The organism is Bilophila sp., assembly GCF_057864385.1.
The window spans coordinates 35,267-51,056 of sequence record NZ_DBMAFI010000015.1 but is presented as its reverse complement, the minus strand read 5'-3'; the positions used below and the strand labels follow the sequence as shown (position 1 = coordinate 51,056).

The window sequence follows — 15,790 nt, the reverse complement described above, 5'->3', positions numbered from 1 at the left end:
CTTTGAGGGAGAAGGGGGGAGGCTTGGAGGGGGGAGGAGGGAACTTTCTCCAGAAAGTTCCCTCCTCCCCCCTCCAACTACGCCACCTAACTCGGAAAATGCTCCATGAACCGGCGCTCGGCATCGGCGGTGCCGATGAGGACAAGCACCGTATCGGGCTTCATGGGCGCGTTGGGGTCCGGGGGCACGCGCAATACGCCCTGACTCTTCAAGGCGACCACGTTGCAGTCGGTCTTTTCGCGAATGCGGCTGTCGCGCAGGCACAGGCCGACGAGGGCCGGGGGAGCCGTCACCCGGAAAATATTCAAGCCTTCGGTCAAAATGGTCACACGGCCGGGGCTGAGCAGGTTGATGATCGTGCTCGCCGCCATCGAAGCGTGCGACATCACCAGGTTCGCCCCGGCATTGTACAGGGAGGCCACGTTGCGATCGAGCGTTGAACGGCTGAGGATCTGCACGTCAGGCCGCAGCTTGCGGCAATAGATGGTCAGATAGATGTTCAGGTCGTCGTCATGCGTGGTCACGATGACGGACGGGGTTTCCATGATGTGCGCCCGCTGGAGCACCGCCAGCTCCCCGGCATTCCCAAGGATATAGCGTGGATCGTCCGGCGGCACGAGCCGGGGGTTCTTCTCGACGAGGCAGAACGGCAGGCCGCGGCGTTCCAAGGCATCCGCCGCCGCTTCCCCAACCTTGCCGCCGCCGAGGATGAGCACGGGCGTCCGGTTCGCCTTGCTCCACCGTTCGGCCTTGCGGTCATAGGCCTCAAGCTGATCCGCCGTCCCCGCGAGCAGCAGGATGGAAGCCTCGTCGATCCGGCTGTCCGGGCGCGCGGACATATAGGAGTTGCCTTCCCACAGCCCGGCCACGTTGAGGCCGAAGCGTTCGCGGAACCTGCACTCACGCAGCGTCTGCCCCATAAATTCGGTATGGATGACCGGGGCCTCGGCAAGGCACAACGTCCCGAACCGGGCAATGATGTTCGACTGGGCGCGGGTTCCGTAAACGCGGCGGGCAAGGCTCCGACCAAGCATCTCAGTGAACGAATAGACGTGGTCACACCCCGCCAGCATGAGGATGTTCATGGCCTCCGGGTTCTCCGCGCTGGCGGCGAGCAGGGTTGACGGCGCAACTTCGCGCACCGTGGAGGCGATGTTCGTATTCCGCAGATCCCCTTCGAGCGCGGCGACCAGCGCGGCCTTGTCCGCCCGCAGGTTCCGGTAGGTGTTGGCGTCGTCGAACTCGCCGGTCACCACATTATAGCGGTTGTCGTACAGCTCCAGCGCGTGCTGCCCGTCCGGTACGAGGATGACGTACGGATAGTTGTGCTGCCGGAGCTTGCGGGCCACGCTCAACGAGATGTCGTTGTCGCCCACCAGAACCGTATGGCCGCTGGTATCGGACGGCAGGGAGCGCGGCTTGCGCTTGTTGTTGTATTCCTCGATCCACGGCTGGTACACGAAACGGATGAACGTAAACGGCATCACGATCATGATGAGGATGATGCCCGACACCAGCACGATGATGGAGAACAATTTCCCGATATCGCTCGTGAAGGTGATGTCCCCGAACCCCAGCGTGGACATGACGGTCAGCGTCCAGTAGACGCCGGTGATATAAGAATAATCCCGCCCTTCATAGGCCATGATCTGATGAAACACGATGCTGAACAGCGCCACCAGAACGGTCGTGAACAGCAGAAAGCCGATCACGATGCGCTGATTGCGGCGTCCCGTGGTCTGGGTCAGGAGCGCCGGAAGCAGGGTCAGGAGCAGTTTCATGGTCAGCGCCCGTAGCTGTCTTCAAGACGCACGATGTCGTCTTCCCCAAGGTAGCTGCCGGACTGGATCTCGATGATGGCCAGCGGGATCATGCCGGGGTTCTTGAGCCGGTGCACGGTGCCGAGAGGAATGTAGGTGGACTGGTCTTCATGGTACAGGAGCACCTTGCCGCCAACGGTGATCTCGGCCGTCCCTTCGACCACCACCCAATGCTCCGCCCGGTGGTGGTGCTTCTGGAGCGAAAGCTGGCCGCCCGGCTTGACGATGATGCGCTTCACCTGGAAACGCTCGCCCCTCGCCAGCGTTTCGTAACTCCCCCACGGGCGGTAGACCAGCGGGTGGTTTTCCGCCTCGCCGCGCCCCTGCGCTTTCAGGGACTCCACGATTTTCTTCACGTCCTGCGTGCGGGCGCGATCCGCCACCAGCACGCTGTCCGCCGTCTCCACGACCACCAAATCCGATACGCCGAGCGCGGCGACCATCCGCTTGGAGGCGTGCAGATAGCAGTTTTCCGCGCCTTCGGCGTACACATCCCCCACAAGCACGTTGCCGTCCCCGTCATGCGGGGCGGCTTCATAGAACGCCTCCCATGACCCGAGATCGCTCCAGTCGGCGGTCAGGGGAACCACGGCGGCCCGGCCCGTCTTTTCCATCACCGCGTAGTCGATGGAGTCGGCGGGCGAACTCAGGAAAGCGCCGGCGTCGGGGCGGATAAAGTCATGATCGGCGTGATGCCCTTCCCACGCCGCCCTGCACGCCGCATGGATGCCGGGGGCATGCAGGGCCAGTTCTTCAAGGTAGACGGAAGCGCGGAACAGGAACATGCCGCTGTTCCACAGATACCCCCCATCCGCCAGCATGGCCTCGGCTCTGGCGAGATCCGGCTTCTCCACAAAACGCGCCACGGCATACCCGCCCGCAGGCAGCGCCTCTCCCAAACGGATATACCCAAACCCTGTCTCCGGCGCATCCGGCGTGATGCCGAACGTAACGATACGCCCGGACTCGGCGCAGGCACGGGCTTGCGCCACGGCTTCGGCAAAAACGGCCTGAGGTTTCAGCACATGATCGGACGGCAGCACCAGCAGCAACGGATCGTCGCCGCCGGACAACGCCGCGAACGCCGCCAGCGCAATGGCGGGCGCGGTATTCCGTCCTTTGGGCTCCAACAGAATAGTCCCGGATACGCCTTTCTGCTGCAAGGCCGCCGCCACATAAAAGCGGTGCTCTTCATTGCAGACCACCAACGGATCGGCGCTGTCCGGCAAAGCCGCCGCCCGATCCACCGTATCGCCGAACAGGGTATGCCCTCCCAGATCCATAAACTGCTTGGGATACAACGCCCTGGAGAGGGGCCAGAGGCGGGTGCCGCTGCCGCCGCATAAGACAATGGAACGTAATGTGGACATGAACACTTCCTGTCTCTTTCACTGTAACTGTATGGGATATGAAACACGCCCCGCCGAAGACGGCAACAGCCGCACGGAGGCCCCGGCCAGCGGAGAGAAGCGGAAAGGCCAACTCCACGCGGCCCGCTCCGCCGCAAATCCGCACGGAGCCATGAAACCACAACCCGTTGCCCCGACGCCGGATCGAGGCCAGCGCCACGGATGAAAACCAAGCGCAACAGCCGCGCCGTACATCCCTCTTCCAGCGTGCTGAATGCACCAAGGCCGCACGCGCTTGGTCATGGACGGCGGAGGGATATACGCTACGGCGGGAAAGTCGGCTCCTGCGGCCCGGCGTCAAATCGTTTCCGTATCCGGGGTTGTTGCCGAAGGCAAGTTCCAAGGCGGATCCGGAAGCGTACAACGCCCGCACCAGTTCGGCAAGGGCCTCGCCGGGCCGCAAACGGAACGCCCCAGCGTATCAGGGAGTGCGTCCTTTTCCATATCCTGTTCCCTGCCCAACCGCCACTTCCGCAATATCCGGTTCCGCCTCTTCAGGAGCAACGGCGGCATCTCCAAAGATGCGGCTTGAAGAACGGCTTCCCGCGACAAGGCACGCGTTCGGCATCTTCATAACTCCCCGCCTTTGTCCGGCATGCTCCCGGCGGTATCCGCCTTCCCCTGCGGCAACCGCCCGGCACGCAGGACACCACCGGCTCCAGACGGGCGTGCGCACCGGCCTTTACAGCTTCCGGCAGCCGACGGCATCCGCCAGCGGCACGGATCAACGCCAACACCATGACCAGCCAGCCTCCCCAACGGTTTTCATCCCCCTGCCGTTACGAGCCACCTACGCCAGCCGACGGCATCCGAAAGGGAAAACGTACCCGGCTGGCCGCCCGCACCATGCTTACGGCTGTACGGCGCCCACAGCAGGGCAATCAGCCTTGATGCCCAAGGCGCATGGGCTGGCGGGGGTTCCCGCTTTTCCCTGCCCCGTCCTTGCTATTTCAACTTCCCGATGGCCTCACGGATACGCCCCTTGTCCTGTGCGTGGATGAGGGCCGCCTCAGGCGCGATGATGCGCCGCATAAGCAGGCGTTCGATGTCGTCATCCATCGTCTGCATCCCCACATTGCGATTGGTCTGCAAAACGCTCGGCAACTGAAACGTCTTGTTCTCGCGGATCATGTTCCGCACGGACGGGATGCCGAACAGGATTTCCAGCGCGGGCACCCGGCCCTTTTTGTCGGCCCGTTTGAACAGCGTCTGCGCGATGATCGCCTGAATCGACTCGGAAAGGCTCGTCCGTATCTGCGCCTGCTCCTCCGGCGGGAAGACCTCGATGATGCGGTCGATGGTCTTGGACGCGGAGATGGTGTGCAGGGTCGCAAACACGAGATGCCCCGTTTCCGCCGCTTCGAGGGCGAGGGAAATGGTTTCGAGATCGCGCATTTCACCCACAAGGATGATGTCGGGATCCTCGCGCAGTGCGGAACGCAGCGCTGTGCCGAACGAAAGGGTATCGCGCCCGATCTCGCGCTGGTTCACGAGGCAGCTCTTGGATTGATGCACGAATTCGATGGGATCTTCAATGGTAATGATATGGTCGCGGCGCTTGGTGTTCGCATAATCCACGAGCGCGGCCAACGTGGTGGACTTGCCGCTCCCGGTGGGGCCGGTCACAAGCACGAGGCCCTTGGGCAGCAGGGCCAGCTCGCGCAGCATGATCGGAAGCCCCAGCTCCTCAACCGTGCCGATGCGCTGCGGGATTTCGCGGAACACCGCGGAAATGCCGCGGTTCTGCCGGAAAAAGTTGGCACGGTAACGCGCCAGCCCCGGAATTTCATAGGCGAAGTCCAGATCGCCCGTCCGCTCGAATGCCCGTACGCGCTCTATGGGAACCATTTCACGCAGTACGGCCAAAAGCTCCCCGGCCGTGACAGCCGGAGCGTCCACCCGCACGAGATCCCCATAAATGCGCAGGAGCGGCGGATTGCCCGCCGAAAGGTGCAAATCCGAACCGTGATTGGCATGCAACAAATGAAAAAGACTGTCTATTTTTGCCATGCATGACCTTCCCGCACGGTTTTTGTTGCCGGAGCGCCCGGTTCTTGGTACATCTCGGCAGGAACAAGGTGCGTATGAAATACGCGAGACGGAAGATCCTGCCATCTCCGCTGAAGGCCCGCCCGCCATTTGTGAACATGCCCACAACATGCTGGGCCCGGCCGCAAAAGGCTTACCGGCAGCCCACGCACCGTTGCCCGATCGGGCATGCCAAAGGAAGGCTCCGCGTGTACCAGACCATCCCCCCGGAATTGCTGCATCCCGAACTGTTCATCCCCGCCGCCACGCTGCTCGGACTCCTGCTCGGCAGCTTTTACAACGTCTGCATCCATCGGTACGCCAGCGGCGAATCCATCCTTTTTCCGCCTTCCCATTGCCCACATTGCCGACAGCGCCTCCGCTTCTGGGAACTCGTCCCCGTCCTCAGCTATCTGCTGCTGCGCGGCCAGTGCGCCCGCTGCCGCAAGCCCATTCATATCCGGTATCCGCTCGTCGAGCTCCTGTCCGGCCTGACGTCCGGCCTTCTGGCATGGCGCTTCGGCCCCACGCTTGCCTTTCCCGTCTATCTCGCGTTCACGGGGATGCTCATCGTCGCCTCAGGCATCGATCTGGAATGCTTCATCCTCCCCGACGGCATCACGCTCGGCGGAACCGCGCTGGCCGTGCCCGCCGCCATCTTCGCCCTCGGCATGGACTGGGCGGACGCGCTCCTCGGCGGGCTTGTGGGCGGCGGGACATTCCTCGCCGTGCTTCTCATCTTCAAACACCTGCGCGGCGTGGACGGCATGGGGTTCGGGGACGTCAAACTCATGCTCATGCTCGGCGTCCTGTGCGGGCCGCTCGGCCTGCCGCTGATCACGCTGGTCGCGGGGGTCTCGGCCCTTGCCGCCTTCCTGCTCGTCGCCTGCCTGATGCCCCACGAAGCGCCCTTGCGCGAAATGCCCATCCCGTTCGGCCCGTTCCTGAGCCTCGGCGCGTTCGTGCACATCATCGCCGGACAGGAAATCTTCGACTGGTGGATCGGATTCATCACGGGGTAGCGTACAGCGCAAGCACCCTGCGCACGTAACTGCGGGTCTCCTCAAACGGAGGGATGCCGCCGTACTTGTCCACATTGGCGGGCCCGGCATTATACGCCGCCAAAGCCAGCGAAACATTCCCGCCGTACCGATCCAGCATGGATCGGAAATAGCGTACCCCGCCCTCCACATTTTCATCGGGATTGAACGCATCGCGCACCCCAAGATGCCGCTGCGTGCCGGGTATGAGCTGCATGAGCCCGCTGGCCCCGGCCGAAGAGACGGCCTTGGCGTCGAATCCCGATTCGGCCTTGATGATCGCCATGATCAGCCGGGGCTCGACCCCATGCCGCCCGGCATGCCGTTCCGCAAGCCGTGCCACGCCGTCCGGCCCCACAGCGCGCATCAGCCGCCCGGTGCTGAACCGCCCGAAAAGCCGGTACCTCCCGTCACCATCCGGCCTGTTCGTCAAAAAAACGGTTCCGTCCTTCCCCACATGCCGGTAAATGGCCACGGACTCCGCAGGCAACGGCTCCGCTGCTTGAACTGGCCGGGCTTCCGGGCGGGCAGCGTGGGGCCGCTGGGGAAGCGTTTTTTTGATGGGAGGCCGCACCACGACCTTCAGCTTGGACGATTCGGCGGCCCCAACGCCTGAGACGCACAAAAGGCAACACCCCAGAACGAAGCCCGCCCGTACGGGGAACCCCAACCATAATGGCCTGAGACATTCACCTTTTCGATGGTTTTCCAAAAAATTCATTTTGAATTTCATATAGTTGAAATGCTTCGTTCATTGCAGCAGCGAATGTCTCACAAGGGCCTGGGCCTCTCGTCTTTCGGAACGGCCTGTGTTACCACTATTTCCAACCGTAACGAGCCTCCCGTCAAAAGACAAGGAGCGTGTCCCGCACCTGTCCGGCGACGCCAAGGGAAAAGGGCCGCCCATGAAAAAACGCACGCATCTCTCCCTCGGATGGCTTGCCCTGCTCACACTGGCGTGCGGGGTGGAACCGCTTATCGTGGACGGCACGCCATCTGGCGGTGCGCCGTTGTCCCGCATGGTGCCCGGCATACGGGAAACGCTGCCCCCAACCCCCTCCCCAGCCAATGCCGCCCCTCAACAGATGTACATCTGGAAAGATGCCTCCGGGGTCACGCACATCAGCGAAACGCCGCCCTCCAAACCGCCCGCGGGCAAAGTGGAGGAGTACCGGTTCTCGCCGCAGCCTTCAGCCGCGCAGCCCGGCTCTGTTGCCCCCCTTGGGAGACCGGGCCTTGAGCATCAGCCATCCGCCGAACGGGAAAAGGCCGCCGCTGAAGCCCGGAACAGGCTCCGGCAGCAAATCGGACAACTGCAAAAGGAACGGGGGCAGCTTGAAAAGCAATTATACCGAGCACGAGCCACGGGCGACGGCTACGCGCAGATCCGTTTCCGCACCTTGCTGGAACAGAACCGGGAGGCGCTGGAAAAGCTCATCCCCCAACAGTGACAGATGCCATGCAGCCACCCTCCCGCAACGGGTTTACCCTGATTGAAATCGTCTCTGTGCTTGTCGTGCTCGGCGTGCTGACCTCCCTCGGCGTTTCGGCCTTCCGGGGCCATGACGGGATAACCGCCTGCGCGGAACGGGACAGGCTCCTCTCCCGGCTCGTCCATGCCCGTGCGCAAGGCATGGCGATGGGCGGCGGGCAATGCGTCAGTGTAGGGAAAAGCAAGGTGGGCTTCTTCATGAAAGGCAGCCCAACCCTGCCCACACTGCTCAAGGACTATACGCCTTCCACCCCCATCCAGAGCAGCCCCCCGGCTGCGTTCTGCTTCGACGCGGCGGGGCGCGCCTGCGGCGAAGGCAGCCTTGAAAAACAAAACGGGACGGACATCCTCCATTGCCCTCCCCCACCCCTCACTTCCGCCCCCAACCAAACATGGGCTTTCGATTTCGGCGGCGGGATCACGCTCACCCTCTTCGCGGAAACGGGGTTCGTCCAATGAACGCGCGCGGCTTTACCCTCATTGAGGCCATCGTCGCCATTATCCTCATGGCAATCATGGGCTTCATGGCGGCGCAGCCCATCGCCACGGCCTTGCGCGGAAGCGCCGAAAGCGCCGGGCAAATCAGGGATCTGACGGAGGCCGCCAGCGTCCTGGAAGAATGCATCGCCTACCTCAACACGGAAACCATGCAGCAAAAAACCGCGGGGCAACTCGCCGACGATTCAGCCTTCAACACCTTCCTGAAAGACAGGGACGCCTCCGCGGAACTCTGGACACCGCCCGGCTGCGAATGGGAAAACCTGCTGATCACCGTCAGGCGCGGCTCCGTGGAGCTTTCCCGTGCGTTCTGACGCCCGTGCCCCAGAGCGGGGCTTCACGTTGCTGGAAACCGTCTGCACGCTGATCATCCTCGGCGTGCTCGGCTCGCTCGTGCTTTCAGGGTTCGGCACGGCTCTCAGCGGATATGCGCGGGTACGTGAGGCCGGGGCATCGTATATGCAGACTGAACTGGCCCTCATCCGCCTTTGGAAAGAGCTGGCGGGAGCCGCCGATTTTCCCGAAGCCCCTTTCAAAGACAGCCCTTCCGTCACATTCACAAGGGCGGACGGCACGCAAACAACCATCAACTGCGAAGAGGCCGGGGGCAAGCTGCTCATTGACGGGCAAGTGCTCCTTTCAGACGTAGCCTCATGCCGTTTCACCTCGAACGGGGCAGGCCCTTCCTCCATCGGCATCGTGCTGACCCGGCAACTCGCCGGACGGCAAGCCACATGGACACTTTCCGTCGCCCCACGCAATACACCCCCCGCCAAAGAGTGAGGCTCCCCATGCAGACGCCACAACGCGGAAGCGTCCTTTTGACCATCATAGGCGGGATCATCATTCTGGCCCTGTTCGGCATGGCTGCGGTTTCGCTCATGACCGGATCCGTCATGGCCGGGCTGGACGCCAAGGAAACGGTGCAAGCCTCTTACCTCGCGGAATCGGGAAAGGAAATCGTCCGGGTGCAGGCGGCGAAAGCCGATACCGGAGCAAAGCTCATGGCTTTGGCGGATAATGCGCTGGACGGCAAAACCTTTTCCATCGCGGGCGGGGACATCTCGCTCAAGCTGTTCCCCTCGTGGTTCCGCACCTCAGAGGCGGGGACGCTGCTGACGGGAGGTTCCGGCTGGTATCCTGAAGCCCCATCCGGGACGCGCGAACTTCTCCTGATCGCCAAGCCGGGTACAGCCAGCAGAGCGGAATACTCTTTCGGAGAGGCTACGGCGCTCACGCCCAACGCGGATGCGTACCTCATCGGGCGGGGGACGCCGACGTACCCCACACAGGCACAAACGGCCATTTCCGTCAGCACGGCAACAAACGACTTTGACTACTTTCCCGAAACCGGCGGGCTGATCGGCGTCGTGGACAAAGGCGGGGCAACGCTCAATCCCGACAGCGCGAAACGGCTTACCTACGAACGCCTGTCCAAATCCGGTTCCACCTACACGTTCGAGGGCGTCCGCCCCGTCTCAGGCTCTTCTTACCCGGAACTCGGCGAAGGCAAGGAACTCGTCCTTGGGCAATATATCCGCGTGGTCAGCGAAGCCCAGACCGCCAACGGCGCACGGGCCGCATTGGTATGGCACACGAACGGAAGAAGCTCGCTGCGCCCGGCCAGCGGTTCCGGCGGATCGGGAAACGGCGGCGTACAGGAAATGCCGGAAACATCAAGCCCGCTCCAAAACGAAGACGACGCGGAAGCCATTTTTGGCGGCAACAGGCTCGGACGCATCGGGACGGCTCAAGGCCAAAAAGGGCTGTCCGTACAAGGGCATGAAAGAGCCACACCGGATCATTTCCTGAACACCAGAAAAAACCATACGACCTACGACTCTTGGTTCGCCGGCATCACTGAAGAAGAAACAGCCGAAACGCCAAACAACGACATCCTCATCCAAACATCGGTCATGCCGTACCATCATGCCTCGGCAAACCTGTTTGCCGGGATTCTGTTCAGAACGCATCTTATTCCAGAACCGGGCGGCGCCGATGGCGACGGTCTGACCTCATACGGCGTTTCCAGCCTCGGCATGGGGGTCGTCTCCGGCAAGGTGGCCACAGGGTATATACAATACCCCACTGCTCCGGGAGCCTATGGCAGCACCGACACGGGCGTAACGCGATCCCCGGTGAACCCGGCCCTCCTTCCGGGAGGCTATGGGGCCATATCCCCTTATCAGCCCAATGATTCCATCCACTACCGCCAACCGAACGTCTATATCCCCGATGATCCTTACGGCACCTATGATTACCTGTACGCAAACGCGGCGGATCGCACGCTGCGCGACGGCATCCTGTTGTGGCATGCCGATGACGGCAAGCCGGAACATGCCCTCACATGCCTCGCCTACGGCATCCCTACAGAGGAAATCCTCAAGAAGGACAGCACGACAACCCTTGTCGTCCGCGTGTGGGAACAGGATAACAAGAACTGCATCCAAGGCTGGATCGCATTCCAAGACAACAACAATGTTATGGAAGAAACATATTGGCCTTCCCTCACGGACACCCAGCCATCGAACGATCTCCCACAGGGGCAGCGTCCGGCCTTCCGCCGTGTCATCTGGGGATACGTCAACCCGGCTCTCGCCATAAAGATAGATGACTATACCATTGCAACCTCCCAAGGCATTCCCGTATCCGGTGTCCATGATCATGCCGGGATATTTTCAGGGGCCTATTCCTCCACCCCTGAAACACCAGACGGGCTTGCCTTCCGGCACTTCAAGACCGGCATTCCCGGAACCGGCGGTTCCGGTACCGACGACATCCCCGGCCTCACACCCGGCATCGTCCAGTAGCCCATCCGAAGAAAAGCCCCTGTTCCGTCGGAAACAGGGGCTTTTCTTCGTGGCTGTGCATAGAACATGGTTGATGCTTTTTCCCTTGAAGTTCCCAAGGAGTAACCGGCGAAATGCCTTAGCCGTGGATCCCGCCAAGGGAAAAACGGGAGAAAAGGCTGCTTCACCGCGCTGTGGTGATGAAACACCCCATGCTGTGACAGCGCCTTCTTTGTCACTCCAACAAGGCGCTATCCATACAGATGGCAACGGGCCAGATGATCCGGCGCGATTTCCCGGAGTTCCGGGGCTTCCTCGCGGCAGCGGGGCATTGCCTGCGGGCATCGGGGATGGAACGCGCACCCCGTGGGCGGCGAAAAGGGGCTCGGCAGTTCACCGGGCAGGAAAGCCCGGATACGCCTCTTTGCGGGATCGTGTACGGGCGCGGCGGCCAAAAGGGCTTTCGTATACGGATGCGCCGCAGAACCGAACAAGGTATTCCTATCGGCCTGCTCAACGATGCGCCCCAAGTACATGACCGCCACCCGGTCGCTCATATGGCCCACGACCGACAAGTCATGTGAAATGAAGAAATACGTCAGCCCGAAATCAGCCTGCACCTCTTTCAGCAGGTTCAGCACTTGCGCCTGAACCGAAGCGTCGAGGGCCGACACAGCCTCATCACAGACGACAAGTTCCGGGCGGGTCACCAGCGCCCGCGCAATCGCCACGCGCTGCCTCTGGCCCCCGGAAAATTCATGGGGGTAACGCCCGGCGTGTTCGGGCTGCAACCCCACACGGCGCAGGATTTCGCCCACACGTTCCCGACGCTCCGCAGGCGGCACGCCTATGGCCATCAGCGGCTCGGCAACGGATGTGCCGATCTTCAAACGGGGATTCAACGAGGAAAAAGGATCTTGGAAAACCATCTGCAACCGACGGGAATACCACGTGTCATCACGCCCCGGCACGCCGGGCAGCACGGATTCGCCGTCGAAAAGGATTTCCCCGCCAGTCGGGGAAAGGAGCCGCACCGCCATGCGCGCCAATGTCGACTTGCCGCACCCGGACTCGCCCACCAAGCCGAGCGTCTCGCCGCGCCGTATGGAAAGTGATACGCCGTCCACCGCGCGAACCTCACCCCGCACCCTGCCAAGCACACCCTGCCGCACGGTAAACGAACGGCTTACGCCACGAAAATCAAGAAGCGGAGAAGAGGCGGAAACCATGCACACCCCGAAGTTGAAAAGGAACCCCCAAAACGCCAAACCGGAAAATCGGCTAGCATTTCAGCATTATTTCTGATAAAAAAATGGGTCTTTTACCATTTAAAGACAAAAAGCATCGACAACCACCGACGCTTTTTGTCTTTTCGCTACGGTTGTTTTTTACACGTCAACCTCTTACAAAGCAAGGAAGACTATGAAACGGATTGCCTCCCTGTTGCTTGCCGCCTGCCTGTTGGCGGCCCCCCAGCTTACTGGAAAAGCCCAAGCGGAAGGGTTCGCCTTGTCCGACTTCGGCGCCCGAGGCACGGCTCTCGCTGGCGGCATGGTTGCCCGCGCGGACGATCCCTCCGCCGTGGCTTGGAACCCCGCCGGGATCACCCAGCTCCCCGGTACCCAGATGATGGTGGGCATGACCGCCATTCAGCCTTCCGGAACCGTCGACACGGTGGACCACTTCGGCATCGGCCGTTCCACCGACGTGGACAAGCATACATGGGTAAATCCGCACGCCTACCTCACCCACCAGTTCAGCGACAAGCTCTGGGGCGGCATCGGCATCTTCTCCCGCTTCGGCCTCGGCAACTCCTACCCCAATAACTGGCCGGGAAACGAAAACCTCGAATATGTCAGCCTCAAGACCGTTTCACTGAATCCCAACCTTGCCTTCAAGATCAATGATAACCTCTCCCTCGCCGTAGGCCTCGAATTCATGTACGCCACTATGCTCATGAAAAAGGACGGCGACCTTGGCAAAATGACCGGCGTTTCCGCACTCTCCGGTCGCTACGACCAGCAGATGCTCACCGGCTCCAGCATCGCCCCCGGCTTCAACATCGCCGCACACTACAAATTCAATGACGAATGGGCCGCCGGCCTGACCTACCGCAGCCGCGTGAAGCAGGCCGTGCGTGGGCATGTGGAATTTGAAAACAAAAACCCTGTTCCGGGGCTTAATCTGCCCAACTCGGATCTGCACGGCAATCTGAACCTTCCCGACACCATTTCCTTCGGCGTGATGTGGAAGCCCATGGAAACCCTGAGCTTTGAAGCCGGAACCGTCTATACCGTGTGGAGCAACTACCGCTCCCTGAACATCCACGTGGATAATCCTCAGTACGGCACGCAGTACAGCCCCAAAAACTGGCGCGACACATGGGGCTTCAACGTCAGCGCCGAATACAAGGCGCTCGACTGGCTGACCCTGCGCGGCGGCTATGTTTTTGAAACCAGCCCGATGAAGGACAGCACCTGTGACTACATGACCCCAAGCAACGGGCGTCACCGCATCACCGCCGGTGTGGGCTTCAACTGGGATCAGTGGACTGTTGACCTTGCTTACGGTTACCTGATCATCAAGGAACTCAGCTACGATAAGTCAAGTGCCGATGGCATATTGAAAGGACGCTCCCACAATGGGCGCAGCCACATTGCCGCCGTATCCGTCGGTTATAAGTTCTAGCGGTTGAAGAGAAGAGATGATTGAGGGGGCGGGGAGGACTTTCTGAAGAAAGCCCTCCCCGCCCCCTCAAACTCCCCCAACCCTCCCAAAGACTTTCGTAAGGGTCAGTAACGATCTGGGGGACGGCCCAATCCCGTTTACCGGCCTACGTCCCCCGGTTCCACATCAAAAAGGCAAAGGACAAGGAAACATTCTCTTCCTTGCCTTTTTATATGGTCAAATCTAGATCGCGTCACCAATTAGATATAATTTATTTAAACTATTAACTATTTATAAATCGTAAAAGATTGTTTTTAATGGTTTCACACAGTTATATCAAAAAATGACGACACAGCCTAAAAAGTGCTCCTTTCCTCTGCTCAACGCCTCACAACCATAGAAAAAATCTGCAAGAAGGATTCACTAGGAACGACTCAGCCCCGTTTACCCGACCTACCTTCCCGGTTCCGCATTAAAAAAATAAAATTCTGCAAGGGATGTGGTTGCTCTATCTCCACAGCAAAGTAAAAAGGCAAAGTTTTCTCCGTTTTCCCGTTGGCAAGCTCTATGGCTGAGGCATCTCATTGATTTTATTCCTTTGGAACTTCAAGGAAAAAGCATCAACCATTTTCTATAACACAGCCCAAAAATAAGATTCTGTCAGGGGATGTGGTTGCTCTATCTCCACAGCAGAGTAAAAAGAAAGAGTTTTCTCCGTTTTCCCGCTGGCGGGCTCTATGGCTGAGGCATGTCATTGGTTTTATTCCTTTGGGACTTAAAAAAAACATCAAGCGTTTCCTGCAAACACAGCCAAAAACAAAAGGCGAGAAAGCATTTACTTCCTCGCCTTTTTTCATACGGTTAAACCTAAATAAGGCTCTTTCCTCTGCTCAACGCCTCACAGCCACAGGAAAAACCTGCAAAAGGGATTCGATAAGGTCAAAAGTCTTTGAGATAGGAGGGGAGGGAAGAACTTTCTACAGAAAGTTCTTCCCTCCCCTCCCCAACATACTTTCTTCCCTTCCCGTTCCTACAAGTACGGATCGGGATTCATCAGATAGTTCTTGATGTAGTCCGAAACGCCGTCCTCAAGGCTGTGGAACTGAATGCCGCAGCCGAGGCGTTCCAACCACGCCATGTCCGCCTGCGTGTAATACTGATAGCGGCCTTTCAGCGTGGCGGGCATGTCGATGTAGTTGATGTCCGGGATCTTGTCCATCGCGGAATACACCGCATTGGCGAGATCGTTCCATGTGCGGGCCTTGCCTGAACCGATGTTCAGGATGCCGTTGGCTTCGGGATGCTCCAACAGCCAGAACATGACGTTGACGCAGTCCTTTACATACACGAAATCGCGCATCTGGCCGCCGTCGGGATACTGCGGGCGATCCGACTTGAACAGGCGGAGCGAACCGGTTTCGCGCAGCTCGGTGAAAGCCTTGCAAGCTACGCTCTTCATCTCGCCCTTGTGGTACTCGTTGGGTCCGTAAACATTGAAGAACTTCACACTGGCGATGCTCTTGAGCAGATTCTCGCGGTAGGCCCACAGATCGAACATCTGCTTGGAATAACCGTACATATTGAGGGGGCGCAGGGACAGCGTGGTCAGCAGGCTGTCGGAAAAGCCGTGCGAACCGTCACCGTAGGTCGCCGCGCTGCTCGCATTGATGAGGCGCGCGCCCTGCTCAAGGGCGTAACGGCAGACCATCTGGCTGTAATGCAGGTTGTTGTCCATCAGGAAATCGGCATTGCGTTCCGTGGTGGACGAGCACGCCCCCATATGGATGACGGCTTCAACCTTCTGCGGGGCACGGCCTTCCTGCACCATGCGCCGGAATTCGTCACGGTGCACGTAGTCCCGGTACCGACGGTTGACGAGGTTACGCCATTTCTCGCTGGAAGCCAGATTGTCCACAACCAGAATATCGTCGATGCCCGCTTCGTTGAGCCGCCAGATCATGGCGCTCCCGATGAAGCCCGCACCGCCTGTTACGATGTACATGGTCACTCCTTAAAAATGCAATGACGCCGTCGGGAAACGGACGCC

14 protein-coding genes are annotated in these 15,790 nt (G+C 60.2%); 8 read left to right on the top strand and 6 right to left on the bottom strand.

The genetic code is table 11. The features are described 5' to 3' along the window. Nucleotides 1-86: 86 nt before the first annotated feature. Together ACZM8Y_RS06915 and ACZM8Y_RS06910 are read right to left on the bottom strand one after the other, a co-directional pair. A complete protein-coding gene (locus ACZM8Y_RS06915) occupies nucleotides 87-1,781 on the bottom strand; it encodes a potassium channel family protein (RefSeq protein ID WP_308770847.1) in 1,695 nt (564 codons plus the stop codon). Between the two features lie 2 nt (nucleotides 1,782-1,783). Then, nucleotides 1,784-3,190, bottom strand: coding sequence for a mannose-1-phosphate guanylyltransferase/mannose-6-phosphate isomerase (locus ACZM8Y_RS06910; protein ID WP_482330407.1), 1,407 nt, complete (start codon nucleotides 3,188-3,190; stop codon nucleotides 1,784-1,786). Between the two features lie 253 nt (nucleotides 3,191-3,443). On the opposite strand from ACZM8Y_RS06910, the gene ACZM8Y_RS06905 reads away from it, so the two are divergent. Then, nucleotides 3,444-3,761: a hypothetical protein gene (locus ACZM8Y_RS06905; RefSeq protein ID WP_482330405.1), complete on the top strand. Its 318-nt coding sequence runs from the start codon at nucleotides 3,444-3,446 to the stop codon at nucleotides 3,759-3,761. Between the two features lie 413 nt (nucleotides 3,762-4,174). On the opposite strand, the gene ACZM8Y_RS06900 is transcribed toward ACZM8Y_RS06905, so the two are convergent. Then, on the bottom strand, nucleotides 4,175-5,239 hold the full coding sequence (locus ACZM8Y_RS06900; RefSeq protein WP_482330404.1) for a type IV pilus twitching motility protein PilT: 1,065 nt from the start codon (nucleotides 5,237-5,239) through the stop codon (nucleotides 4,175-4,177). Nucleotides 5,240-5,466: 227 nt separating this feature from the next. Between ACZM8Y_RS06900 and ACZM8Y_RS06895 the strand changes: the two genes are divergently transcribed. Next, on the top strand, nucleotides 5,467-6,279 hold the full coding sequence (locus ACZM8Y_RS06895) for a prepilin peptidase (protein WP_302551504.1): 813 nt from the start codon (nucleotides 5,467-5,469) through the stop codon (nucleotides 6,277-6,279). On the opposite strand, the gene ACZM8Y_RS06890 is transcribed toward ACZM8Y_RS06895, so the two are convergent. Continuing rightward, nucleotides 6,269-6,967 (bottom strand): lytic transglycosylase domain-containing protein, encoded by a 699-nt coding sequence (locus ACZM8Y_RS06890; protein ID WP_489501683.1) that lies wholly within the window; start codon nucleotides 6,965-6,967, stop codon nucleotides 6,269-6,271. The two genes, ACZM8Y_RS06895 and ACZM8Y_RS06890, sit on opposite strands and share 11 nt — an antisense overlap. A 139-nt stretch (nucleotides 6,968-7,106) precedes the next feature. On the opposite strand from ACZM8Y_RS06890, the gene ACZM8Y_RS06885 reads away from it, so the two are divergent. Genes ACZM8Y_RS06885 through ACZM8Y_RS06865 form a run of 5 tightly spaced genes read left to right on the top strand, consistent with a single transcriptional unit; the run spans nucleotide 7,107 to nucleotide 11,097 of the window. Next, nucleotides 7,107-7,748 (top strand): DUF4124 domain-containing protein, encoded by a 642-nt coding sequence (locus ACZM8Y_RS06885; RefSeq protein WP_482330401.1) that lies wholly within the window; start codon nucleotides 7,107-7,109, stop codon nucleotides 7,746-7,748. A gap of 8 nt (nucleotides 7,749-7,756) precedes the next feature. Further along, on the top strand, nucleotides 7,757-8,248 hold the full coding sequence (locus ACZM8Y_RS06880; protein ID WP_482330400.1) for a prepilin-type N-terminal cleavage/methylation domain-containing protein: 492 nt from the start codon (nucleotides 7,757-7,759) through the stop codon (nucleotides 8,246-8,248). Then, complete coding sequence (locus tag ACZM8Y_RS06875) at nucleotides 8,245-8,601, top strand: type II secretion system protein (protein WP_337431063.1); 357 nt, start codon at nucleotides 8,245-8,247, stop codon at nucleotides 8,599-8,601. Before ACZM8Y_RS06880 ends, ACZM8Y_RS06875 begins: the two co-directional genes overlap by 4 nt. Continuing rightward, nucleotides 8,591-9,070 carry a PulJ/GspJ family protein gene (locus tag ACZM8Y_RS06870; protein WP_482330399.1) on the top strand — a complete coding sequence of 160 codons (480 nt, stop codon included), beginning with the start codon at nucleotides 8,591-8,593 and terminating at the stop codon, nucleotides 9,068-9,070. Before ACZM8Y_RS06875 ends, ACZM8Y_RS06870 begins: the two co-directional genes overlap by 11 nt. 8 nt (nucleotides 9,071-9,078) lie before the next feature. Beyond that, nucleotides 9,079-11,097, top strand: a complete 2,019-nt coding sequence (locus ACZM8Y_RS06865; RefSeq protein WP_482330397.1) for a hypothetical protein — start codon at nucleotides 9,079-9,081, stop codon at nucleotides 11,095-11,097. Nucleotides 11,098-11,327: 230 nt separating this feature from the next. On the opposite strand, the gene ACZM8Y_RS06860 is transcribed toward ACZM8Y_RS06865, so the two are convergent. Then, complete coding sequence (locus ACZM8Y_RS06860) at nucleotides 11,328-12,305, bottom strand: ABC transporter ATP-binding protein (protein ID WP_482330396.1); 978 nt, start codon at nucleotides 12,303-12,305, stop codon at nucleotides 11,328-11,330. 193 nt (nucleotides 12,306-12,498) lie between these two features. Between ACZM8Y_RS06860 and ACZM8Y_RS06855 the strand changes: the two genes are divergently transcribed. Next, nucleotides 12,499-13,764 carry an OmpP1/FadL family transporter gene (locus ACZM8Y_RS06855; RefSeq protein ID WP_482330394.1) on the top strand — a complete coding sequence of 422 codons (1,266 nt, stop codon included), beginning with the start codon at nucleotides 12,499-12,501 and terminating at the stop codon, nucleotides 13,762-13,764. Between the two features lie 1,009 nt (nucleotides 13,765-14,773). On the opposite strand, the gene rfaD is transcribed toward ACZM8Y_RS06855, so the two are convergent. Beyond that, on the bottom strand, nucleotides 14,774-15,745 hold the full coding sequence (gene rfaD, locus ACZM8Y_RS06850) for an ADP-glyceromanno-heptose 6-epimerase (RefSeq protein ID WP_302551513.1): 972 nt from the start codon (nucleotides 15,743-15,745) through the stop codon (nucleotides 14,774-14,776). Nucleotides 15,746-15,790 lie beyond the last annotated feature (45 nt).

What these genes read in the sequence shown, in the direction of transcription:
- ACZM8Y_RS06915 (WP_308770847.1), bottom strand. Translation starts at nt 1,781, where the DNA reads ATGAAACTGCTCCTGACCCTGCTTCCGGCGCTCCTGACCCAGACCACG.
- ACZM8Y_RS06910 (WP_482330407.1), bottom strand. Translation starts at nt 3,190, where the DNA reads ATGTCCACATTACGTTCCATTGTCTTATGCGGCGGCAGCGGCACCCGC.
- ACZM8Y_RS06905 (WP_482330405.1), top strand. Translation starts at nt 3,444, where the DNA reads ATGCACCAAGGCCGCACGCGCTTGGTCATGGACGGCGGAGGGATATAC.
- ACZM8Y_RS06900 (WP_482330404.1), bottom strand. Translation starts at nt 5,239, where the DNA reads ATGGCAAAAATAGACAGTCTTTTTCATTTGTTGCATGCCAATCACGGT.
- ACZM8Y_RS06880 (WP_482330400.1), top strand. Translation starts at nt 7,757, where the DNA reads ATGCAGCCACCCTCCCGCAACGGGTTTACCCTGATTGAAATCGTCTCT.
- ACZM8Y_RS06875 (WP_337431063.1), top strand. Translation starts at nt 8,245, where the DNA reads ATGAACGCGCGCGGCTTTACCCTCATTGAGGCCATCGTCGCCATTATC.
- ACZM8Y_RS06865 (WP_482330397.1), top strand. Translation starts at nt 9,079, where the DNA reads ATGCAGACGCCACAACGCGGAAGCGTCCTTTTGACCATCATAGGCGGG.
- ACZM8Y_RS06860 (WP_482330396.1), bottom strand. Translation starts at nt 12,305, where the DNA reads ATGGTTTCCGCCTCTTCTCCGCTTCTTGATTTTCGTGGCGTAAGCCGT.
- ACZM8Y_RS06855 (WP_482330394.1), top strand. Translation starts at nt 12,499, where the DNA reads ATGAAACGGATTGCCTCCCTGTTGCTTGCCGCCTGCCTGTTGGCGGCC.
- rfaD (WP_302551513.1), bottom strand. Translation starts at nt 15,745, where the DNA reads ATGTACATCGTAACAGGCGGTGCGGGCTTCATCGGGAGCGCCATGATC.